The organism is Pseudoxanthomonas sp. PXM02 (genome assembly GCF_014851805.1).
In the GTDB taxonomy this organism is placed as follows: domain Bacteria; phylum Pseudomonadota; class Gammaproteobacteria; order Xanthomonadales; family Xanthomonadaceae; genus Pseudoxanthomonas_A.
The window spans coordinates 76385-101987 of record NZ_JACVAK010000001.1 but is presented as its reverse complement, the minus strand read 5'-3'; the positions used below and the strand labels follow the sequence as shown (position 1 = coordinate 101987).

Below are 25603 nucleotides of genomic sequence, written 5' to 3'. Positions count from 1 at the left end.
TTAGATCGATATAAATCATCGCGTCAGCAGCCGATCAATCTTGGGAGAGGGTGATTGAAATGAAATGCACGCCACACGCACGCAACCGCAGCACGTTGTACGTAGGTATCGCCATTGCGCTGTCCGCCACCATTGCCTCCGGTAACGCGCTTGCGCAGCAGGCCGACGCGCCAGCAACGTCGGGCCAGGCCGAAGTACAGGCCACCGATTTGGACGCCGTGACGGTCAAGGGGTATCGCTACTCGATCGAGCAGAGCCTGGAGCAGAAGCGCAACGCCAACGCCGTGGTCGAAGTGATCACCGCCGAGGATGTCGGCAAGTTCCCCGACAAGAACGTGGCCGATGCGCTGCAACGCGTGCCGGGCGTGCTCATCAGCCGCGATGGCGGTGAAGGCAAGAATGTCAGTGTTCGTGGCCTTTCATCGGAGCTCGTCCTGACTCAGTTGAACGGCAATTACGTCGCCAGCGCCGAGTCCAACGGCGATCCCACGCGCTCGTTCAACTACACGCTGCTGCCGTCCAACATGCTCGGCAGCGCCGAGTTGTTCAAGACGCCGGAAGCGCGCATCGACGAAGGCGGCATCGGCGGCACGGTGATCCTGCATACCCGCCGCCCGCTGGAACTGGAGTCCAACTCGGGCTTCGTCAACATCGAAGGCACGTGGGCCGACACTACCAAGAAGACAGACGGACAGTTCTCGGGTTCCTACTCCTGGCACGACCAGGAAGACCGGTTCGGCGTTTTCGTCGGCTACACCCAGCAGAAGCGCACCACGCGCACCATGGGTGCCAGCACCGAGAGCTGGCAATGGTATGGCCGGGACGAAGGCGGCACGGCCGTCGACGTCAATGGCAACCCGTCGGACTTCAATTCGAACTGGTGGGGCGGCACGGGCTTCTGGGACCAGAACGGCAACTACTACACCGGCTTCATGATGCCGACGTCGGTCAACTTCAACGTCAAGGAAGAAGAGCGCGAACGCAAGGGCGGCCAGCTGACGTTCCAGTTCAAGCCTACCGACAACCTCACGCTGACGGCAAACTACTTCCGCTTCGACCTGTCGCAGAATTCCCAGACGAACACGCTGAAGGTGCCGGAGTGGAACATCGCCCGCTACTTCCGCGACGGTAACTGGGCAGGGGGACGCATGCTCGACGGGCTTACGTTCGATCCCAGTGGCACCATCGTCACCGGCGCTGATTACAGCCTGCATCCCGGCAAGACCTACTACTGCAGTGAAGAAGAAGCTGCGGCCGGCGGCATGGAACCGGGTGGCTGGGGTTCGGACGACTGCACCGTGCCTACGCCGCAGATCACCGGCAGTTACAACATCGAAAAGTCGCTGTCCCAGACGGTCGATTTTGGCGGCGAGTGGCGTGGCGAGAAGCTCGACGTCTCGTTCAAGGCCGGCCGCACCTGGGCGGAAGGTGGTCCCGAGCTGCAGTTCGGCCTGCCCATCAAGCCGCGTCGTCAGAATGCGGACGGCAGCTGGACGAACGGCAACTACGCGAGCTCATGGAATCTGATGGGAACGCCGACGATGACGTTCTCGCCCGAACTGATGCAGAACCTGCAGAACGGCATCCTGCAGGTCGACCTCGGATCGACCGGTTCGTCGTGGACCCGCAACGACACCGAGCAGAAGTACGCACAGGCCGACGGTACCTGGCACTTCGACGGGGACTTCTTCGAATCGCTCCAGTTCGGCGTCAAGGGGCGTGACGGCGGCATTCATCGCAGCACGGGCAACAGCTACTGGGTCTGCCCGGGTACCGATCCGAGCGACTACGACAACCGCTATTGGGCAGGCCGCTGCAACGACGTCGCGACCCAGTTCTCTCCGAACCTCATCACCTCATTGGGCAACCTGCCCGGCGGTATCAGCGCCAGCGCGTACCCGGCGATCAACTTCCCGGGCTACATCGCCTATCTCAACAGCACCTACGGCGCAATGCAGACCCGCGAGGAGGACAACTTCGTCTACAACGTCGACGAAAAAATCTACTCCACCTACCTGCAGGCCAACTTCCGTACCGACCGCCTGCGCGGCAATGTCGGTGTACGCATCGCGCGTACCAAACAGCATGCGGACTCGACAGACAAGGTCACCAACTACAACGACTACTTCTTCGACGGCCCCGACGGCAACCCGCTGGCTTGTCAGCAGGGCGCACCGGTGCCCGTTGGATCACCGGTAGATACCTACTGTGGCAGTGAAGGATACTGGCGTCTACATGAAGACGTGGGTAGGCCGGAGACGTACGAAGTCTCGTCGCTCGACCGCAACTACACGGACGTGCTGCCGAGTTTCAATCTGGCCTACGATTTGACCGAGAACCTGCTGCTGCGCGCTGCCGCCTCCAAGGTGGTCTCCCGCCCCAGCTACAGCGATATCGCCGCACCCGGCAGCCTGGCGTTCTACAGTCAGGAATATGTGGACGACCGTCGACTGACGGGCGGTGCGGGCGAGCTGGGTTGGTACGGGTCGGGCAGCAACAAGAACCTGGAGCCGTACAAGGCGACGCAGTTCGACCTGGGTCTGGAGTGGTACTTCCACCCCGGTTCCGTCGTGGGGCTGGGCCTGTTCCGCAAGAACGTCGAGAACTTCGCCGTGGACGTGATCAGTGACGTGAACATGATCATCGGCGGCGAGACGGTCACCGTGCAGAACTACAGCACCCAGGCCGGTGGCCAGGATGCGGTTTCGCAGGGCGTCGAGCTGTATGCGCAGCACACGCTGGATTTCGGCCTGGGCTTCCAGTTCAACTACACCTACAACGACGCCAGCAAGGCAGCCGTGAGCCTGGAGGACGGTACCGAGGTCGGCAAGACCTCGATGCCGGGCAGCGCCAAGAACCAGACCAACTTCACCGTGTTTTACGAGACGCAGAACCTGTTGCTACGCGCCTCGTACAACCGTCGTGGCGAAGTGGTACAGGGCTTGGTGAATGGCCTGAACGTCTACGATGAGCCGTACTACCAGATTGATCTGAACGCGGCTTACAACATCACCCCGGCACTCAGCATCAGCGCATCGGTGCTGAACCTGACGGAAGAGGAGACGCGCTCGCATCTGGGCAATGACACCAAGGATCGCTTCTACACCAACGGCTATGCCGGCCGCCTCGCGTACCTTGGACTGACCTACAAGTTCTGACGTTGCGCTCCGTGTTTGGCTCCATGCTTTCTCTCCCGCCCGGCAACGGGCGGCGTGGAGCCGACGGCCCGGCCCAGGCCGGGCCACTTTTTCCTTCGCGCGCGGCAATCTACCCCAATGCCGCGTGCAGTGAACCAAGATGGACCCCGAACGCATGAAGCCCCCCCAGATCCTTTCCTTGTGGCGCACGGCTCCCTTGTTGCTGTTGCTGGTGATGTCCGCCACCGCTACCGCGCAGAAGCTCAGTGCCGAGGTGAATACGTTCATCGGCAGCAAGGACGACGGCAACACGTTCCCGGGGGCATCCGCGCCGTTCGGCATGATCCAGGTCAGTCCGATCGGCTCGCACTACTCGGGCTGGCGTTACGACGATCCGCAGATCCGCGGCTTCGGTCATTCCTTCCTTTCCGGCGCAGGCTGCTGGGAGCAGGGCGGGCAGGTGTCGGTGTTGCCCGTGACCGGGCGCATCGGCCCCGGCGGCGATTTCGACACGGCAGACCCGAAAGCCTTCGACCACAAGCGTTACGGATCGCGCTATCGGCACGACGGCGAAAGCGGGCAGGCCGGCTATTACAAGGTGCGGTTGACGGACTACGGCGGGATTGATGCCGAAGCCACCGCGCTGACCCGCGCTGCAGCCGAACGCTATACCTTCACTTCGACCGGCGAGGGCCATGTACTGGTCAACATCGGCCAGGCCAACGAGCGGCACGCGGTGACCGGCAGCGCGCTAACGGTGGTCGGTGACCGTGTGGTGGAAGGCAAGCTGGTGACGAAGAGTTTCTGCGGTGGCCATCAGTACACCACGTGGTTCCGCATGGAGTTCGACCGTCCTTTCAAGGCGTTCGGTACGTGGGGCGAGGGCGGTGGCATACCGGGCTCGCGCCACGTCATGGAGGGCGAGGGCAAGCCGAGTGGGGCATGGTTGACCTTCGACCTTGGGAAGGATCGCGCCGTGACCGCGGTTTCCGCCATCTCCCATGTCGATGCGGAAGGTGCACGCGCCAATCTGCGCAGCGAAGGCATGTCCGGCGGCCGACTGCTCGGCTTCGATGCGATGCGCGCACGCGCGCAGAAGACGTGGGATGCGGAACTCGCCAGCATCCGGGTGCAGGGCGGCAACCGCGACGATCGGACCGTGTTCTATACCGCGCTGTACCACGCGTTGCTGCAGCCGTTGACCGGCAGCGACGCCGATGGGCGCTATCGCGGGTATGACGATCTGATCCATCGCGCCGAAGGCTGGACGTACTACGAGTACTTCTCGCTGTGGGATACCTACCGTTCGCAGAACCAGTTGATCGCGTTGCTGCGACCGCAGCGCGCCACCGACATCGCCCGCTCGGTGCTGGCCATCGACCAGCAAGGCGGTTGGCTGCCGCGCTGGGGGTACGCCAGTTTCGAAACCAACATCATGACCGGCGATCCGGTGACACCGTTCCTGGTGGACTTGTGGCGTTTCGGCGCTTTACAGGGACGCGAAGCAGACGCGTATGCCGCGCTGCGCAGGAATGCCTTCGATGTGCCGCCGCTCAACTCGCGACATGCGGGTCGCTCCGGCAATCCGAACTACCTGACGCAAGGCTTCGTGCAGTATGACCGCGCGTTTCCGTCCAAGGGCATGGATGTGGATCCGCACCACGGCGGCTCCGCAACCCTGGAATATGCATTGGCCGATTGCTCCCTGTCCGTCATGGCACAGGCCCTGGGACACGCCGACGATGCTGCGGTGCTTAAGCGGCGCGGCCGCAACTGGCAGACGCTGTGGGATGCGACGGTGCGCGATGAAGCAGCCGGTTTCAGCGGCTTCCCGCGGCCACGTACCGAGGACGGACAGTGGTACACACCGTCCGAAGGTCACTACAGCCCACGGTCGCACCACGGCTTCCACGAAGGCACGGCCTGGCAGTACCAGTGGCTGGCGCAACAGGATGTGCCCGGGCTGGTACAGGCCATGCACGGACCCGGGGAAGCGGCGCGCCGCCTGGACGACTTCTTCGCCTACGACGCGTTGATCGCTGATCCCGCGGGTGCGGCGCGCAAGGAATGGGTCGTAGGCCCGTACAGCTACTACAACCAGTTCCGCTACAACCCCAACAACGAGCCCGACCTGCACGTGCCGTGGATGTACACGCTGATCGGCCAGCCGTGGAAGACATCCACGGTGCTGCACGCCGCGCAGCAACTATTCACCAACGCACCGAACGGCGTCACCGGCAACGACGATCTGGGCACGATGTCGGCGTGGTACCTGTTCAGTGCCATGGGCCTGTACCCCGTCGTGCCGGGCACGGGGCAGTTCGTGCTGCATGCACCCCGCTTCTCGCGTATCGACATCGACGTGGCGTCGGGCCGCACGCTGCACATCGAGGCCCCCAGGGCCGATGACGGAAAACCCCGCTATGTCCGCGGCGTATCGTTCGACGGCCGCGAGCACCCGGCGGTCTGGCTGGACTGGGAGCGCCTGCAGCAAGGTGGCCGACTTCGGTTCGATCTCACCGATACGCCGCAGCCGCAAGGGTGGGGCACGCAGCAGGGCGACCTGCCGGCGTCGCCCTGCGCCGCGGATGCCGCCACCGTGGCGGGGCAGGGACATTGAGTTGTCGCGTTGCGAGCGCATGGAGGTCGGCGTGATGGTTTACGCTGGGCGCACCATCGCAATGGATCGATCCATATGAGTCCGAAACGCCCGCCCCGGCCGGAGACCGCACGTGCGCCCAAAGCCACACCAAAGGTGGCCAGGAAGGCGAATGCGGTGCCAGGTTCCAAGGCAGGCAAGCCGGCTGGCGCCGATCGCGGCCGGGATCCGCAGCGTGTGGTTACGGTCACCGACATCGCCAACGCCATCGGCGTCTCGCGCGCCACGGTATCCCTGGTCCTGCGCGGCAGTCCGCTCGTGCATGCGGATACGCGGGCGAGGGTAGAGGCCGAACTCAAGCGGCAGCGCTACGTCTACAACCGCGGCGCGGCCAATCTGCGGCGACGCACGTCATCCAGTGTCGCGCTGGTCATCAATGACCTGGCCAATCCGTTCTTTGCCGAATTCGCGGCCGGTGTCGATGAGGCGCTCGGCGACAGAGGCTTCGTCACCCTGCTGGGCAGCACGGGCGAATCGCCCGAACGGCAGCAGGCGGTGCTGACCTCCCTGATGGAGCACACGCCGGCAGGTGTGATCCTGTCGCCCGCCGAGGGCAGCGATGCCGCCCAACTGCACAAGGTGCTGGACGCGCGCGCAAACGTGTTGCTCTTCAATCGCGAACTGACCGGTGCCGACGATTGGGGTTTCCTTGGCCTGGACAACCAGCACGGCGCCCAGCTCGCTACCGAACATCTGATTTCCCTCGGCCATCGACGCATTGCGTTTTATGGGGGGCACGCCGACTCGAGTTCATGCCGCCAGCGGCGAGCAGGGCATGCGCAGGCGATGAAGAAGGCAGGACTGCCCGTCGACCCCACGTGGCTGATCGAATCGGCACCCAACCGCCTGGAAGCGGCCGCACGTACGGGTGAGCTGTTTGGTGACAACGATCATGCGCCGCCGACCGCTGCGGTCTGCTACAACGATACGGTCGCGCTGGGCCTGATGCTGGGGCTTCTGGCCCGCGGCATCCAACCGGGCAAAGGCTTTGCGGTCACCGGATTCGACGACATTCCCGAAGCGGCCGTGACCACGCCGCCGCTGACGACACTGGCCGCCGAGCCGCGCGAACGTGGACGCCAGGCGGCACAGCTCGTCCTCAAGCAACTGGACGCTGGTGCATCACCTCAAAGGACCATCGCACCGGTGACACTGTCGATCCGCGAGAGCAGCGGGGCACGCCTGAAGTGATGTCTGCGATGCCGCACACGTTCCCTGCCTTCGCACTAAGCGACACCGCGCGATTGGTGCTGCGCCCTGTTTTCCTTTCCTTCGTCGTACTCCCCATGAACCAGATCGCTTCAAACGCTTCATCTCCTGCTCGCGCGCGAACCTCGGCGCCCCTGTCAGGGAGCGCCGCATGAGCCCTCCGGCACGCAAGATCGTCTGCTTCGGCGAAGCATTGATCGACATGCTGGCGCAACCGCCGGCGACTCCCGATGCGCCGCGCAATTTCCTGCAGTACGCCGGCGGCGCTCCTGCCAACGTCGCGGTGGCAGCGGCCCGACTGGGTGCCGACGTCCATTTCGCCGGCATGCTGGGCAACGACATGTTCGGCGACTTCCTGTTCGACAGCCTGGCATCGGCCGGCGTCGCCACGGATTGCATCGTGCGGACGGACGAGGCGAAGACGGCGCTGGCGTTCGTGGCGCTGGACGAGCAGGGCGAGCGCAGTTTCAGTTTCTACCGTCCGCCGGCGGCTGATCTGCTGTTTCGCGCGGGGGACTTCACGCCGGCGTGCTTCGAAGGAACGGGCGTTTTCCACGTCTGCTCGAACAGTCTGACCGAGGCCGCCATTGCCGAAGCGACCTACGAAGGCATGCGTCTCGCGCGCGCCGGTGGGGCCGTCGTCAGCATCGATCTGAACCTGCGTCCGGCGTTGTGGCCGCATGGCGAGGATCCTTCACCGCGGCTGTGGCAAGCACTTGCCGAGGCGGACCTCGTGAAGCTGTCGCGCGAAGAGCTCGAGTATCTGGCCGGCCCCTTGGGTGGAGAAGACGCGGTCATGGCACGCCTCTGGCAGCACCGGGCGCAACTGCTCGTGATCACGGACGGCGCCAAGCCCATCCATTGGTACACGCGTGCGGCGCACGGGTCGGTCGAGACGTTCCAGGTCACCGCACTGGACACCACGGCGGCAGGCGATGCGTTTGTCGGCGGAATGCTCTTCAACATCACCCGGCAGAGCGGACCTCGCGATGGGTTCGCCGGGTTTGTCGCGAATGACGGCAACATCGTTTCCGCCATTCGTTTCGGCTCAGCAGTAGGCGCGTTGGCCGTCACGCGCAAAGGCGCGTTTGCTGCGATGCCGAGCTTTGAAGAGGTTGGTGTGCTGCTGTGACGGACCAAGTGCCCGCACGCTCGGGCGATAGCTCGCAGAACTGAGCGGCCCGCGGTCTGGCAGGCGATAAATATATAGGTACCTGCCAAGCGCCGCCCGTCCTGGCGGGCAAGCGAAGCCGAAGGCGGCTGCAGACCCTGGCTCATCCCTTGCTGGTAGTCCCGATGTCTCGCCCGGAGAGGCTGTGCGCGCGCGATGGTGGCGGACCTGAGGAGTGTTCGAAACCCACTTCCAGAGGTCTCCCGTAGATCCGTGACCCGGTGACTAGGGTCCGAGCTGGCTCAGACGGTTCCTGCCCCCTAAACCTTCTCCCACTTCCCGGGACTTGGAGTGATAGGCCCTGACAGCGTCCATGGAGGAGGCGGGGGCGATCGGGGAGTTCGGGTATGTCGGCAGTGTTCACGGGTAATGGCCTGGGTCTGTTCAACACCTCGCTGAGCCAGCTGGGGTATGGAGGCGGGGCCGGGGTGGGGCAAGGACGCGATGCCCAGTACGTGAACGTGGCCACGGGCAACCTGGTCTGGCAGGGCAATGACGAGCATCTGGTGTTCCGCGGCTTGAGCGTAGGGCTGAACCGGACCTACAACAGCCGGGGGCAGCTTGCCGACAGTGGAGCCGACGGGTGGATCACCGGCTTCGAGCGCCGGGTGGCCATGCATAGCGGCAGCTTCAACACTGCCGGCAGTGTGATTCGTCGACACACCGGCGATGGGTCCTACCAGGACTTCACTTACGTCTCGGCCAACAACTACCAGTCCGCCGGTGGCGATGGTGCACACGACACGCTCACCTGGACCGGCACGGTCTGGCGCTACGTGGAGGGCAGCACGCGGCGGGAAGAGGGTTATGCGCAGGTGTCTGATCCCTTGCTACAAGGGCGCCTCACCTACATTCGCGATCAGCGCAGCGACGGCACCACGCCGACGACCTGGCTGGTGGACTATGACGCCAACGGCCGCATCGCCGAGATTCGGAGCGAGGACGGCACGACTGCCGGCGATGCGCTGGTGTTCGGTTACGACGGCAACGGCCGCCTCAGCGCGATAGCCTCCCGTGAGAACGGCACGCTCAAGAGTCAGGTCTGGTACGAGTACGACGTCAGCGGCCGGCTGGCCGCAGTGGTAACGGATCTGACCCCGGATACGGTGGCCAGCGTCACCACCGCGCGCAGCGGCGACAATCTGTGGAACAGTACGGCATCTGCCAACAACGGCAAGCTGTTCCGCACGCAGTACAGCTACGAGGGCACCAGCCTGCGCCTAGCTTCGGTCACGCAGAGCGATGGCACGCTGGTGAGCTTCACCTACCACGCCGATGGGCGGCTCAAAAGCCTGACACGTGGCGATGGCAACGCCAACGATGCCGATGGCGTGGGCCAGACGCAAACTTACACCTATGGCACCGGCACCACCACGGTGGCGGACAGTCTCGGCCGCAGTTGGGTATATGCCTTCGATGCGGCCGGCCAGCTGACCAGCCTGACTGCGCCGGCGTTGTCAGGCCAGTCTGATGTGACGACCTATCAGTATGATGCGGCTGGCAATGTGACTCAGGTAAAGACCGTGCGTGGCGCCACGGTGTTGGCGCAGGTGGACTACGCCTACGACGCGGCGGGCAACGTGACGTGGGAGTGGGATGCGCTGGGCAATGCAATCAGCCGCACTTGGAGTGCGACCAATCAACTGCTTAGTGTGACCCAGTACAGCGGCGTGGATCCGGACCGCACCGGCGCCAGTCTGCCGACTGGCGGCATGACCACGCGCTACGTCTACGACATACAGGACAGGTTGCGCTTCGCGATCGATGCCCTGGGCAGCGTCAGCGAGTTTACCTACGCCACAGGCGGCAACGGCATCGGTCAGCAGGGCAGCCTGCGCCATTACTTGGGTGCCAGCTACAGCGGCGCGTACGACCTGACTAGCCTGCAGGCCTGGGCCACCACGACACAGAAGGCCAATAGTACGCTGAGCGAGCTCAGCTACGATGCTTGGGGTCGCCTGAGCCAGCGGACCGACTACGCCACGGTCGACGCCTCTGGCGGGGGCGTGCTGGATGCAGCCACTGCGATCAGCCGCTACACCTACGACGCCCAGGGCCTGCTGCGCCAGCAGAGCACGCTGCGCGGTACCAGTCGCACGCTGACGGGTACTGCGGTGGCTGGTAGCCAGCAAGTGGTCTATGCCTACGACGGCATGGGGCGTTTGATGAGCAGCACTGTTCGCCAGGTGGGTAGCACGGACACCGACGTGAGCACGATCCACACCAGCTACGCCTATCTTGATTCGGGCCAGCAGATCGTCACGAGTACCGATACAGGCGTGACCCGCACGGAGACACGCAACGCGGCCGGGCGATTGCTCTCGGTCAGTGAGGTCGGCAACGGCGGGGGTGGCAACCAGACCCGTACCACGCTCAACTATTACGATAGCGCCGGCCAGCTGCGTGCCAGCGAAGACGCCGGCGGCGGGCGCACGTACTTCTTCTACGATGCCAAGGGCCGACTGGAGGCCACGGTAGACGCGACTGGTGCGGTCAGCCGCAGCTACTACGATGGCGCCGACCGCGTGGTGGGCACGCGCCGGTACGCCAACCGCCTGACCACCACGGCCTGGCTGGTAAGCGGACAGGTGGTGCCTACCCAGGTAGACAGCCTCGGCATCGTGGCCAGCAATACGAGCGATCGCGTCACCGAGACCAACTACGACGGTGCCGGGCGTATCGCTACAGTGACCGATGGCATTGCCAGCAGTGCAGCGCGCACGATCAGCACCTACACCTACGATGGCGCGCATCGCCTGTTGCAGGTGCGTACGACCGACACGGTCGGTACTACCGCCACCGCGCGGCTTGTGCGTTCTTTCTACGACAGCGCTGGTCGCCAGATCGCCACATTGGATGCGGCCGGCTACCTGACCGAGGTGCAGTACGACCGTGCAGGGCGAGTGCAGGCGCAGACCCGCTACGCCACCGTCTCGCCCTCGGCCCAATGGGCCAGCGGCACGCTGGCGCAACTGCGTCCGGCGGCCAACACCCTCAACGATCAGACCACGCGTTACTACTACGACGGCCGAAGCAACCAGACAGGTGTGCTGGATGCGCAGGGCTACCTGACCGAATGGATCTTCGATGAAGCCGGCAACGCGCGCGCCGAACGCCGCTATTCCAACGCGTTGACCTGGGCGAGCAACGATACCCTGGCTACTCTGCGCAGCCGGGCAGGAAGCTACCGTGAACAGCGCATGGCCTACAACGCGCTGGGGCAAGTGCAGACTCAGACCAACGCCGAAGGCACGGTCACCCGTTACACCTACGATGAGGCCGGCCGTCTGGTGAAGACGGAGGTGGCCCAGGGCACCAGCGAAGTACGCGAGGGCCACCTACGTTACAACGCGTTCAACGAGCTGATCGGTGAGCTCAGCGGTGAGGGCGCCCTGCAGGTGCTGCCGGGGATGACCGAGGCTCAGTTGGATGCGGTGTACGCCCAGCATGGCGTTCGCCATGGTTATGACGTGCTGGGACGCCGGATCGAGAGCATCGATGCATCCGGCAACCGTACCTGGTACTTCTACGATGCCGTGGGTCGGCCTAGCTTCACCGTACGCGGCGTGGCCGATAGCGGCAACGTGGCCAACGCGCAAGGCGAGGTGACCGAGACACGTTACAACGCCTTCGGCCAGGCCAGCGAAACGATTACTTACACCGGCCGCATAAACCTTGCCACGCCGGGCAGCCGCGCCAGTGCTCAGGCGGCGATCTCTGTGCTCAGCTATGCGGCAGCTACCGATACGCGGCGCCAGTACACGTACACCAACCGCGGGCAGCTGGCCAGCCTGCTCGATGCCGAAGGAACCACCACCGAATACAGCTACGACGCGTTCGGTCAACTACGCGAGCAGATCGCCGCCGCTGGCACAGCAGTTGCGCAGACAACGCAGTACCGCTATGACGCTCGTGGGCTGCAGACGCGCGTGATCGAGGGCGTAGGCACGGCCCTGCAACGTGAGCGCACCGCTACATACGATGCCTTTGGGCGGCTGAGCACCACCACCGACGCGCGTGGTGCGGTGCGCAGTCTGACCTACGACCGGCTGGGTCGGCAGCTGGCCGTGAGCCAGACAGTGTCCGGGCGCGTGGAGGCGACCACCACCGTCTATGACGCCTACGGCCAGGTAACCAGCCAGACCGACGCGCTGGGTGCGGTGACCACCTATGTGCACGATGACACCGCGCGCAGCCTGACGGTGACCTCGCCCGAGGGGGTGGTGGTAAGCACGCTGCACAACCGCCACGGGCAGACAGTGCGCGTGACCGATGCCGTGGGCTACAGCGAGTACACCTATAACCGCGACGGCCAGCTGACGCTGACCCAGCGCCGGGCGAGCGATGGCACGCTCGTTACCTCGCAGAGTGATGAGTACGACGTAGCCCGCGGCTTGCTGACTGCCACTGTCGATGGCAGTGGCCGCCGGACGGAGTTCACCTACGATGCGGTCGGCCGGGTGCTGCGCCGGATCGAGGATCCGGCTGGCACGCCGCTGATCACGCAGTACCAGTACGACGGGCAGGGCCGGCAGCTGGCGGTGACCGATCCCAGCGGCCGGGTGGTGCAGTATGCCTACGATCGTGAGGGCCGCCTAAAGGAGGTGGCACAGGATCCCAGCGGACTGAACCTGCGCACGCAGTACACGTACGATGCCGCCGGCCGGCAGGTCAGCGTGATCGAAGGAGCGGGCACGGCGGCGGCGCGCACGATCCAGTATGGCTATGACGCACTAGGCCGCCGCACCAGCGAGGTGATCGATCCCGGGGTCGGGAAGCTCAACCTGACCATCGGCTACGCGTACGACAGCAATGACAACGTAATCCGTCGTACCGATGCCAACGGTACGGTAACGAGGTACTACTACGACGATGCCAATCGGCAGATCTACAGTGTCGGCCCACTAGGCGCGATGACGCGCAACTGGTACGACGCAGCGGGTCGGGTAGTGGCTACGCGAAGCTTCGTCCAGCCGACCAATGCGGCGACGTTGACCGACAGCGACACGATTGCGCAACTGGATGCCCGCCTGACATGGGGGGCCACGGACCAGGGCGATTACCGCGTCTATGACCAGGATGGTCGCCTGCACTGGTCGATCGGACGTAACGGAGAGGTGCGGAAATCGTTGTACGACGCAGCAGGCCGCCTGATAGGCGAACGCGCTTACGCTGCCAAGTTCTATCCTGATACCACGTTGCTTTCCAAGCTGCTCGTCGGCACCGCTGTGCCCAGCGAGATTGCAGCAACCCAGAACGATACGCGCGACCAGCGCACCTATCGCGTGCTGGATGCGGCCGGACAGGCCCGCCTGCTGATTGACGGGCTGGGCAATGTGCGTCAAATGCATTACGACGCGGCTGGCCGGTTGGTCGGCAGCATCGCCTTCGCGCAGGCTGCCGCCCTGACGACAGCGCTGCGCACGCAACTGGAAGCAGGCACGGCGACCCAGTCCAGCATTCTGGCCAAGGTCACTCCTGATGCCGCGCGCGATCAGGTGCAGTACCGTGTGCACGATGCTGCTGGTCGCCTGCGCTACACGATCGATGCGATCGGCGCGGTCCGCGAAAGTCTTCTCGACGCCGCAGGCAACGTGGTGGGCGAGCGTGCGTACGCCACGCCGATCACCGTCGATGCGACCCTTCGCGGCAAGCTGCAGGCAGGTTCGGCGACGGTGGCAGAGGTCGGCGGGCTGTTGGCGGCCAGCGATGTCCGCAACGTCGAGCAATATCAGGTTCGAGATGCAGCCGGGCGGGTGCGCTTCACGCTGAACGTCTTGCGGGATAGCTCGAGCACCGGCACAGGCCTGATGACCGAGTTCAAGTACGACGAGACAGGCCGCCTGATCGAACGTATAGAACGCGAGACGCCGATCAGCGGCGCCACTTTGGATGCACAGTTGCCGGCGCTTCGTGCCGGCACGGCCAGCGTAACCACGCTGGCCAGCTGGATGAGCGGCACCACCCGCAACACCATCTGGATCTACGACGCGGCCGGGCGCGCGCGTTACACACTGCAGGCCGATACGGCCAGCACTTGGACCGTGAGCGAGCAGCGCTACGACGCGATGGGTCGAGTGGTGGCCGACTTGGCCTATGCGGTCACCATCTCCTCCGGCACTTCACGGACCGTGGCCGGTGTGGCCGCAGCTATGACCGCTGCCGGCGGCGATACGGCGGCCCAGCATCGGGTGACGCGGTACGTGTTCGATGCCAATGGCCAGTTGCGCTTCCGCATGGACGACACCGGCGCGGTGAGCGAATTGCGCTACGACGGACTCGGCCGGATGGTGGAGAGTCGCCAGTATCCATCGTCGATCAGCCCGAGCACACCTGCCAGCGAGTCGGCGATGACTGCGGCCGTCAATGGCCAGGCCAACGTGCGCGTCACGCAGACCGCGTACGACTCGGCAGGGCAGGTGGTCTCGGTAACCGATGCTGCCGGAGAAACCGAAAGCTATGCCTATAACGGCGTAGGACTGAGGGTACAACTGACGAACAAGCTGGGGCATGTCTGGACCTACGTCTATGACGCTGCCGGACGCATGGTGGAGCAGACCAGTCCGGCGGTGACCGTGGCCACTGCCAGCATCACCGGTACGGTCAGCACCAGCACGCGTGCGATCAAGACCGTCATTACCTACGACGCGCTGGGCAACGTGCTCAGCCGTACCGAAGATGCCACCGGCTCGCAGCCGCGGACTACGCAGTACCTTTACGACAGCCGCGGTCACCAGATCCGCACGATCTTCCCCGATGCCTGGCAGGTCAACCCGGCCACCGGCCAGCTGGTGGCTACCGGCACCGCGCCTACGATCGAGGTCACCTACGACGCGCTGGGGCGGGCGGTGGTGCAGAAAGACGTGCGCGGTTACTACAGCTACAAGGTCTACGACACCCTAGGACGTGTGTCCCATGAGGTGGATGCCGATGGCTATGTCACGACCTACGGCTATAACGTCTTCGGTGAGCAGACCACGCTGCGTCGCCATGCGGCCAAGCTCAACACGGCCGCCATCGCCGGGTTCACAGCCGGCAACGCGCTGTCGCTGTCGCAGATGACCGCCAGCGCGGTGGTGACAGACGCCGCAAATGATCGCGTGCTGACCACCTCCTACGACCGGCGTGGCCTGAAGACCCAGGTCATCCAGTCCGCGATCACCTACGTGCGCACGACCGGCGCCACTGCCAGTGCTTCCCCCACCACGCAGTTCAGCTACAACGCTTTCGGCGAACTGGCAAGAACTTCCGTTCTGCTGGATCAAGCTGCCGGACTTTGGGCACACAGCTGGCAGTATTACGACGAGCTGGGACGGGCCACGCTGAGTGTGGATGCGGAGGGTTATGTCACCACCAGCCAATACAACGCTTTGGGTGAACTGGTTCAGGTGCGCGAGTATGCGCGCGCATTGTCGACCGCGACGCAGGCTGCCCTGACGACGACAGTGCCGCCCGCTGCGCCGCCGGCCGGGGAGGCATCGATCGGCTATGACCGAATCATCAGCTACACCTACGACGCAATGGGTCGAAGGGCTAGCGAGACGGCGTTGCGACGCTATGGCAGGGCTGACGGCTCGCAGGGCATACGTGATGTAAGCACGCAGTGGACCTACGATGCCGTTGGGCAGGTAGTGATTACCGACCTGGATGGCCAGCAGACGCGAACGAGCTACGACGTGCTGGGGCGTATCAGCGCGGTGCAGGAAGCGGCTCAGCAACGGCTGGCGAACAGTGCTGAAAGCCAGCTGTTGGGAACCATCAACGTCGGACTGGGCACGCAGAGTGTGTACGTGCAGGTCTCGGCCTACACTGCAATGGCGTACGACGCGTTCGGCAATGCGGTGCGCGTAACACGTTACGCAAACGGCTTGCAGAGCGGGCAAAGTGCACCTGTAGCCGATGCGGCCAATGATCAGGTCAGCGTAACCATGTTCGACCGTCAGGGCAGGGCGGTGATGAGCCAGGATGCGCAGGGCCAGCGCGTGTTCATGCAATACGATGCGGCTGATCATGTGGTGCACAGCTGGTATGCGCTGTCAGGCAACGATGGTCGCGACACCACCGTGCACAGCTACTACAGCTACGATGGCGCTGGCCGCCAGCTGAGCAGCCGTACCCAGCGCGATGGATCCAGCGCGCCAGACCAGCGCGAAGCGGTGCGATACAACGCCTTCGGCGAGATCGTCGCCAAGGGCGATGATGATACCGCTGGAGCGACGCTGCAGGCGCAGTACCAGTACGACCAAGCCGGCAATCTTGTACGTAGCAATGCAGAGGGCGGCGCCTGGCGTGACTACGGCTACAACCTGGGCGGGCATCAGGTCCGCGAGTCGCACAGCGTTTACACGGGGTCCGGCAATGTCACCGCGGTGACCCGACAGATCACCGACCGGTTGGGCCGCACCGTGCAGATGGTGCTGCCTTCGCACACCGATACGGTAGGCCAGGTCAATTATCTGTCCCAGCGCGTAGACCGCTGGGGCAATGTACTGGATCTGGTGGATCCGCGCGGCTACCAGACCACCTTCCAGTACAACGATCGCAATCAGCTGGTGAAGCAGATCCAGCCTCTGGTGAAGGTGGTGACGAACACCGAGACCGGAACGTGGCAGCGACCAGAGTTGAGCTGGTCCTATGACGAGTTGGGGCGACTGGTAGCCAGTCGCGATGGCAACGGCAATCTGACCCGCTACGAGTACGACAACGCCGGCAAGCAGACCAAGGTCATCGATGCCAACGGCAGCGTGACCCTCACTGCCTACGATGCCCTTGGACGTGCGCGTATTACGCAGAACGCGCTGGGCTATCTGACATTCAAGGAGTACGACCGGCTGGACCGGGTCACTGCCCATGGCGACTACCTGCCTGCTTCCAGTGGCAATACCCGGACAAGGAAGGTGCTGGAGAGCTATGTGCTCAACCAGAATGGCCAGCGCCTCCAGTCCACCAATGCGATGGGGCAGACCTACAAGTACGACTACGACAGTCGGGGCTCGCTCATCCGCAGCCAGACACCGATGAACGTAGTGATGGAATATGGCTACGATCTCGGCGGGCGACGCTCGCTGGAACGGTATGCGTTGGACCATAAGGATGGCGTGGACCGCGACGGTGAAACCGTGCGTCGCAACGAGCAGACTTGGGACTACGACTACTTCGGAAGGTTGATCGACCGCAACGACCTGAGCGGACGCGACTACAACTTCACGTACGACACCGCTTCTGGCCAGCTGGTCACCGAAACGAGCCAAGCGACGAACGATATCCACGACGAGGACCCGTTATACGTTCCGGACACCCGCGTTCTGAATCGCACCACGACGTACTACGCCAATGGGCTGGTCAAGCAGATCCAGGAGGTCGGTGGCGGTACGTACACCTACGCTTATGACCAGGCGGGGAACCGCATCCTGGAACAGGCCTTGGTCAGCGATAGCCGTGGCAAGACATTCAACCTGCGTACGCAGATCGTCTACGACAGCCACAACCGTCTGCAGAGGGTCGTGCAGGACGATCTGGCCACCGGCCAGCGGGCCTTCGAACTGACCTACGACTACGATGCAGCAGGCAACCGAACGCATGTTGTCGCACGCACCGGCTATGGCGAGAACACCTTGCCGATTACGGTCCTGGATGCAGCCCCGGAAGTGATCGGTCTGCCGCCCGCCCGAGGCATCCGCACCGGTGTGGCCAGCGAGTTCCGCGTCCGCCTGACGGACCTCTTCCGCGACCCGGAAGGCAAGCCGTTGACCATCACGGCCCAACAGATCGTCAGTGGCAATGCGACGGCGCTCCCGGGTTGGCTCAGCTACAGCGTCGATGCCAACACCGGCGAAGCAGTGTTCGTATCCAGCAACGCCTCCATCGCCGGCACCTACAGCATTCGCCTGACCGCCAGCGATGGCACCTCCACTGCAGCGGTGACGTTCAACCTTACCGTGGGCAGCAATACGGCGCCTGGATCCAACCCGACCGCACCAACCCAAGTCCCTGTGCGCATTGGTACGGCCTGGATCGGTGAGTTCAATGTCGCCGACTACTTCCAGGACGCCGATGTCGGCGACGTGCTCACCCTGTCGTTGATCGGCATTTCGCCTGCCGCGTCGTGGCTCACGGTGGAGACCAACCCTGGCCAGGTGCGCTTGAGCGGTAACCCGCTGGCCGCCCATGCCGGTACTTATGCGGTCACGCTGCGAGCCACGGACAGTAGCGGGGCAACCCACACCCGCGTCGTCAATCTGGTGGTATCGCAGAACCAGACGCCGCAAGTGGTCAGTACACCGGCCGAACAACAGGCCGGCATCGGCCGGCAGTTCCTGCTCGAACTGCCGGTATCTTCGGTGTTCCTGGATCCGGATGGCGACCCGCTGGCATTGAGCGCGACACTGGCCAACGGTGGGGCGCTACCTCCTTGGCTCAATCTGAGCGTGATCGAAGCCTCGCCGCGCATACTGCGGCTGGAGGGCGTGGCGCCAGGTACAACCACGGACGGAACCCGTCTGTCGATCCGCCTGATCGCCCAAGACCCGCAGGGAGCAAGTGTTCACGCGCAGTTCGATCTGGTGTTGCTCAACAATCTTGCGCCTGTACTGAACCAGCCTCTGGCCAACCAGACCGCCGGCAGGAACGCGAGCTTCAGTTACCAGATTCCGGTCGCCGCCTTCAGTGATCCGGAGGGCTACTTCCTCAGTTACAGCGCGTCTGGCATGCCCAGTGGTGTCACCTTCAATGCGGCCACCCGCACGTTCTCGGGTACGCCACAGACGTTGGGCGTTCACGTCATCACGGTGACTGCCAGCGATGGGCAGGGCGGTACGCGCAGTAGCACCTTTACTTTGACGGTCACTAACAGCGCACCGATCGCGCCGACCATCCCGGCGCAGAACGCCGTTGGCGGTACCGCATGGAGTTACTTGGTGCCGGCATTCAGCGATCCGAACAGCGATGCGCTGACCTATGCAGTGAGCGGCATGCCGGGCTGGATGACTTTCAATGCCGCCACCCGCACGCTGAGCGGCACGCCTGGTCCGGTAGGCAGTTGGAGCGTCACCGTCACCGCCACCGATTCAGCTGGCGCTTCGGCAACGCGAACGTTCACCGTTACTACGCCCAACAGTGTCCCGACGGCGGCGACCATCCCGACCCAGACCCTTTATCGCAACGTCGCTGGCAACGTGTCGATTGCCAGTTTTTTCAGTGACGTCAATGGCGATACGCTGACATTCACGGCCACCGGCCTGCCGGCAGCACTTGGCATCAGCGCGGCCGGTGTGATCAGCGGTGCTTCGACCGCAGTCCTTGGCAACTACACGGTCACGGCCACCGCCAGTGATGGTCGCGGGGGCACCGTCTCGCGCACCTTTACCCTGGCGATCGCCAACAGCGCACCGGTCGCACCCACGATCCAGAACCAGACGGTCACGGCCGGGACGGCTTGGAGCTACCAGGTCCCCGAGTTTACCGACCCGAATGGCGATGGCTTGACCTACACGGTCACCGGCATGCCGGCGTGGATGAGCTTCAATCCCGCCACCCGCACGCTCAGCGGCACCGCCGGCGTGGTTGGAGCCTGGACCATTAGCGTCACCGCCCGTGACCCGTCCAACCTGACCGCCAGCCGCAGCTTCACCGTCAGTACGCCCAACGACAATCCCACTGCGGTCAACATCCCCACGCAGACGCTGTATCGCAATATCAGCGGCAACTTCTCCATCGCCAGCTACTTCAGCGACATCAACGGCGATGCGTTGACTTTCACCGCAACCGGTCTGCCCAATGGACTGAGCATCTCCAGCGCGGGTCTGGTCAGCGGCAGCACGGGGGTGGCGCTGGGCAGTTATGCGGTGACGGTGACGGCCAATGACGGTCGGGGCGGCACGGTCGCCAAGGCTTTCACACTGACCATCGGCAATACGGCGCCGACGGCCCCGACAATCAACAATCAGACCGCTACCGCGGGCACCGGCTGGAGTTTCCTGATTCCGGCGTTCACCGATCTCAACGGCGATACCCTGACCTACACCGTCAGCGGCCTGCCGACGTGGATGAGCTTCAACGCTGCCAACCGCACACTCAATGGCACGCCCGGTCCTGTTGGCAGTTGGAACATCACCGTCACCGCCACCGATACGGCCGGTGCCGCGGCGACCCGAACCTTCACCGTTTCAACGCCAAACGTAGCGCCCGTGCTGGCCACCAGCCTGGGGAACCATTCAGTGGGCCGCAACCAGGGCTGGTCGTATCAGATCCCGCTGGGCACGTTCTCCGACGTCAACGGCGACGCGCTGACGTACAGCGTTGGCACGCTGCCCGCAGGAATCAGCTACAACAGCGCGACACGCACACTGAGCGGCACGCCCAGCGTCCTCGGCAACCACACGATCACAGTCACGGTCGTGGATGGCAACGGCGGCACGCGCAGCACCACCTTTACCCTCAGCGTCGTCAATACGCCGCCCGTCTACAACGGCGGGCTGGTCGACCGCAGCGCAAACCGCGCGGGTGCGGTGAACTGGTCGCTACCGGGCGGAAGTTTCAGCGACGTCAACGGCGACGGTCTGAGTTACACCGTCTGGGTGGAACGCCCCGGCTACTGGCAAAGCTATGAACCGTTCCCGGGAGAGCTGGATGTCAGGTGGGTCCCCGCACAGTGGTTCCCGGGGAGCAACTACAGCCTGAGCTTCAGCGGTGGAGCGATCACCGGTACTGCGTGGCCGATGGTGCTCGAGAGTGGCACGTCGATGGTGCAAGGCCAGATTACCCACGACTACCGTGTCAAAGTCGTGGCCAACGATGGCAACGGCGGCACGGCAGAGGGCATCTTTTCGCTCCATGTGAACGAGTTGCCCACCGGCCATGTGCCCAACCAGAGCTTCAAGAGTGGGCTGCCCTGGTCATACCAGATACCGGCCTTCAGTGATCCCAATGGCGACTCGCTTACCTACAGCGTAACGGGCCTGCCCAGTGGACTCAGTTTCAATGCCGGCAACAGGACCATCTCCGGGACGGCCGCGACCGCGGGGACGTACACCGTCACGGTGACCGCAAACGATGGGCAGGGCGGCGTCACCGCGGTGTCGTTCACCATGACTGTGCAGGCCAACACGGCGCCCACGGCGCCCAGTGTCTCGAACCAGTCGGCGACAGTAGGGGCACTCTTCAGCTACACGGTGCCCTCGTTTACCGATCCCAACGGCGACGTGATGACGTACACGGCCAGCGGAGTCCCCGCAGGCATGGCGTTCAATGCAGGGAGTCGGGTAATCAGCGGGACGCCATCAACGGCGGGAACCTATACGGTCACGGTCACTGCCAACGACGGTCGAGGGGGCACCACGTCGGTCAACTTCTCCATCACCGTCAACGCCGCCGCACCGCCGAACCAGGCGCCTTATGTCAACGTGGCGCAGAACCAAACCTACTACCACTTCCACTCTACAAACCGCTACTCGGTACCGTCCGAGAGTTTCTCGGTCCCGGTCGGCGCGTTTGTCGATCCCGACAACAATCCGCTTACCTACACCATCCTGCAGAAGCCGGCATGGTTGAGCTACAGCTTTGTCCCGGGTACTGGTCACGTGTTCCAGGGTGTCAACAACGACTCCAGCCCCTACAACTCGCACACCATTCAGATCAGGGCCACCGATCCCTCCGGCCTTTCGGCGACACTGACGTTGTATGTGACGTCTTCGTACGACTACTACGACCCATGGAATCCCACTGATCCCATGGCGCTTCCGGGTGGTCCGGTGCAGATGTTCAGCATGGCGTCCACGCCGATGGAAAAGAGCGGCACGGTGTCGCCTGCGTCGGCAATGATGCAGACGACAAGCACGCCCACCGCCCGTACCGAAAGCTCCTGGTACGCCTACGACAAGCTCAACCGCGTAGCGGTGGTGAATGGCGACTTGGACGCCAATGGGCAGGTCGTCATTTCGCAGTATCGCAACAGCCACGGTTTCGCCTACGACGCCGCAGGCAACCAGGTAGCTCGCCTGCAGTGGAGCAACGGCGAGCTGACGGCCATCCAGCAGGACTACAACCTGCGTGGTCAGCTGATGCTGGAGCACGACCAGCGTCTGGCATCCGCCGGCCCCAATGGTCTGCCCCTATGGGGAGGGCTCGGCGCGGTGGAGAGTCGGACCTACGACGAAGCCGGCAGGGTCACCGAGGTGCGACGTGCGTATCCGCGCGACAGCTGGCAGTGGATTCGTTACGCCGATGGATCCTGGTTTGAGACAAATGTCGGTGGGTGGCTCAAGTCCATCGAAAGAACGACGTATGACGCGGATGGTCGCGTCCTGACGGTAGAGACCAAGTCGCGTCGGGAATACTCCAGTGCACAAGGTCAGATCTCTCAGCACCAGCCCTTGCCGGAACAGGAGATGGAAGAGGCCTACCTGACGGAGCTGACCAAGGTCAGTTATACCGGAAGTGCTGAACTTGGCTACGACGCGGCGGGCCGGGTGAAGGGATACAGCTATCTGTCACGCATGGCAGGCTCAGGCGGAAACTACGAGCACACGTACACGTACAAATACGAAGGCGCGGGTGGCTATCTCGAGAAGACCGTCGCGGGTGTCAGCGACAACACGAACTACAAATCCACAACCAGCACCATGACGTACGATGGTGCGGGACGTCAGATCGAAATCAGTGAGCACACCAACGGCATCACGATGGACGATCGTGTCCGCACGTTCACGTACAACGGCGATGGGATGATCATCACCCGTCGCGATGGCACCGTCACCAGTTCGAATGTCTTCCAGCAGAGGTTCAATAATGCGCCTGCGACGGGTACCCGTCTGGGGCAGATGAACCTGCGCAACGTGTATGCCAATGGGCAGCACGTCGCAGGCCTGGATGAAGCGGGCAGGATCGATGTGCTTAGCCGGTTGACGGGCTTCAGCAATACCGGGTCTGGCAAGACGCAGATCGTGGCGCAAGCGGGTGACACGCCACGTACCATCGCGCAACGCGTTTACGGCAACGGCAACCTGTGGTACCTCGTCGCGGAAGCCAATGGGCTGGATAACAGCCCGGATGGCGCCCTGGTCGCAGGCACCAGCCTGACGGTACCGGAGGCGAAGACCTCAAGTAACGACGCCAACACGTTCAAGCCCTACAACCCCGGCGAGATCACGGGGCCGACGACTCCTGGGCTGCCTTACATCGAGCCCCCGGATAAGGGCTGCGGCACTTTGGGCATGATCATCATGTTGGTGGTCATCATTGTGGTGAGCTACTTCACGGCGGGGGCAGCCACTGCCGCAATGACTTCTGCTGCGCAGGCGGGTGGCGCAACCATGCTGGCGTCTACCGCGACCGTCACGACAGTGGCTGGCGTTACCACTACAACAGCATCTCTTACAGCGCTTGGCACGGCAGTATCAGTAGCGGCGGGGGCGGCCGCAGGCGCAGCAGCGGGCATGGCGGTCGGCAGCGCAATGGGCGTTGCTAGCTTCAGCTGGCGAAATGTGGCGCAGGCGGGTGTCAGTAGTCTGCTCACAGCAGGCCTGGCGAACACCAGCTTTATGCAAGGTGCCATGTCGCTTGCGGGGAATTCGCAGTTTCTCCGCGGCGCAATCACCGAGTTCGCTAGCCAGGTGACCAGTTACGCAGCCAGCAGGGTTGCCGGAACTGAGGCGAACTTTAGCTGGCGACAAGTCGCTCTGGCCGCAGTCTCGTCGGGCGCTGTGTCGAAAGTTACCCCTAGAGTAGTGTCGGCTTTTGACTTTCCGGCCGCTACTGAGAGAGGGCAATTCATGATGGATATGGCCGGAGGCGTTATAGGGCGGACTGCAACGATGCACGTAGGTCGTAAGCTCGGTCTTGGGGGTGACATCGATTACGGTCGCTTAATCGCCGACGCATTCGGAAACACGATTATTAACTCACTTTCTGGTAACCACCGGCGATGGGCGGAGCAAGAAAGTGAACTTTTGTTGACGGGCCAGGCCAATGCAGTCTCCATGCTGGACGAAGAACAGGAGGGGGCTTATACAGACGCGCTAATAAGTGCATTGGAGCAGAGGGCTAACGATAGGTTTCAGGCTAAGTTCGATCGCGATCAGGCCTCATGGGATTTGAAGCAGATTCAGCAAGAGCTGCTATCCAACCCAGAGTTGAGCCAGCCTCTCACTAGAGAAGAACGTGACCGCATGTTCCAAGAGCAGCAGGCCGAGATGGCTCGCGGTGGGGCGATATGGAATCGCAGCGCCCAAGAGAATGATCTAAGCGCATGGACAACACACGCCATGAACAAGCAGTACGGCGCCGCCTTCCGTCAGTTGGTGGTTATGCCAACGCCAGGTTTGGATAGCGCCGTGTGGCGCTACTATGAGTATGAGCCAGGGCACGAAGCGATTGCCGCGGTCTACGAGCACGATGATATTCCGCTGACGGATGCGACCACCAGCGAAGTAATTGTCAGGCGTCTGTATAGGGCTGGCCAGACAGCTCTCGAAACGGGCATTAACTTCGTGGTTCAGCCGATCCTGCAAGGGGCTGACTTGGTCCGCGTCGGCTATGGGGTTGGGCGTGATGCTTTCACGGGCCGTCACGAGCAGGTAATGATGTGGAGCTCTATGGGCCGGGCAGCCGAAATGGGGGTGAGTACGAAGCAGCTGCTGCACGAGTTCAATCCGGTGTATCAGGTACTGGTTGCCCAGTACGAGATTAGGCAGGCATATAGCAGAGGAGACTACGATGCGGTGGCATCTCAGATCGGCGGCTTGGCCGCTGGCACGGTGCTCGGAGTCGCTACTGGGAAGTTTGGAGGTGCTCGAATAGCGCCAGGCAGCTTGCAGGGTGCGGCTAGCGGAGCTTGGAATGCAGGCAAGGTCACTTGGCGCGCTGGTAAGACGATGCTTGCTACTGCCTTCGACGGGCCAACGATGGGCTCATGGCGTGCGCAGATTGGTGCTGTTGGCGACCTTGCCGGTATAAGATTGCCTAGCTCGCAGGCTGCAGTCGCCGACGTGGCAAACACAACAAGGTCTTCCTTGGCTCATTTGGACGAGCTAACCGCATCACGTGTTACCCGTTATGCAGAAGCTGTAAATTCCAACAAGCGTTGGGCTTGGAGTGAGATTGGTGAGGGAATAGGGCGCGCCGACAGGAAACTCATTCGATCTGCTGCCGAAGAGGCTGGCTTGATTCCGAAGATCCCAGTTGATCCTGTGACTGGCGCCGCGGACTTCAGTAGTGTTCTGATTCGCCAAGAGCGGTTGCCCGAGTCCCACTGGGCTCTAAGCGACCGACGACAATTCGGGTACCTCGATCGGCTAATTGGTGGTCGACCATTTGGTACGACATGGCACCATGATGTTGTGCCCGGGAGTATGCAGCTTGTTCCTCTAGGACCACACAACATCACAAATCACGTTGGTGGTCGCACAATCTGGTCCATCGGACCGAGGTAAA

Annotated in this window: 5 protein-coding genes; all 5 read left to right on the top strand. The window is 63.2% G+C overall.

The window, feature by feature from the left end:
- The first annotated feature begins 59 nt into the window (after positions 1 to 59).
- The 5 genes from IB225_RS00435 (at position 60) to IB225_RS00415 (ending at position 25602) form a co-directional block, all read left to right on the top strand.
- Positions 60 to 3158 carry a TonB-dependent receptor gene (locus IB225_RS00435; RefSeq protein ID WP_192308684.1) on the top strand — a complete coding sequence of 1033 codons (3099 nt, stop codon included), beginning with the start codon at positions 60 to 62 and terminating at the stop codon, positions 3156 to 3158.
- A gap of 214 nt (positions 3159 to 3372) precedes the next feature.
- Complete coding sequence (locus IB225_RS00430) at positions 3373 to 5757, top strand: GH92 family glycosyl hydrolase (protein WP_225583379.1); 2385 nt, start codon at positions 3373 to 3375, stop codon at positions 5755 to 5757.
- 156 nt (positions 5758 to 5913) lie between these two features.
- The gene (locus IB225_RS00425; protein ID WP_345776554.1) at positions 5914 to 6987 is read left to right on the top strand and encodes a LacI family DNA-binding transcriptional regulator; all 1074 of its coding nucleotides are present in this window, start codon (positions 5914 to 5916) and stop codon (positions 6985 to 6987) included.
- A 169-nt stretch (positions 6988 to 7156) separates the two neighbouring features.
- A complete protein-coding gene (locus tag IB225_RS00420; RefSeq protein WP_192308678.1) occupies positions 7157 to 8137 on the top strand; it encodes a carbohydrate kinase in 981 nt (326 codons plus the stop codon).
- A gap of 386 nt (positions 8138 to 8523) precedes the next feature.
- Positions 8524 to 25602 (top strand): putative Ig domain-containing protein, encoded by a 17079-nt coding sequence (locus tag IB225_RS00415; protein ID WP_192308676.1) that lies wholly within the window; start codon positions 8524 to 8526, stop codon positions 25600 to 25602.
- The last annotated feature ends 1 nt before the right edge of the window (position 25603 follow it).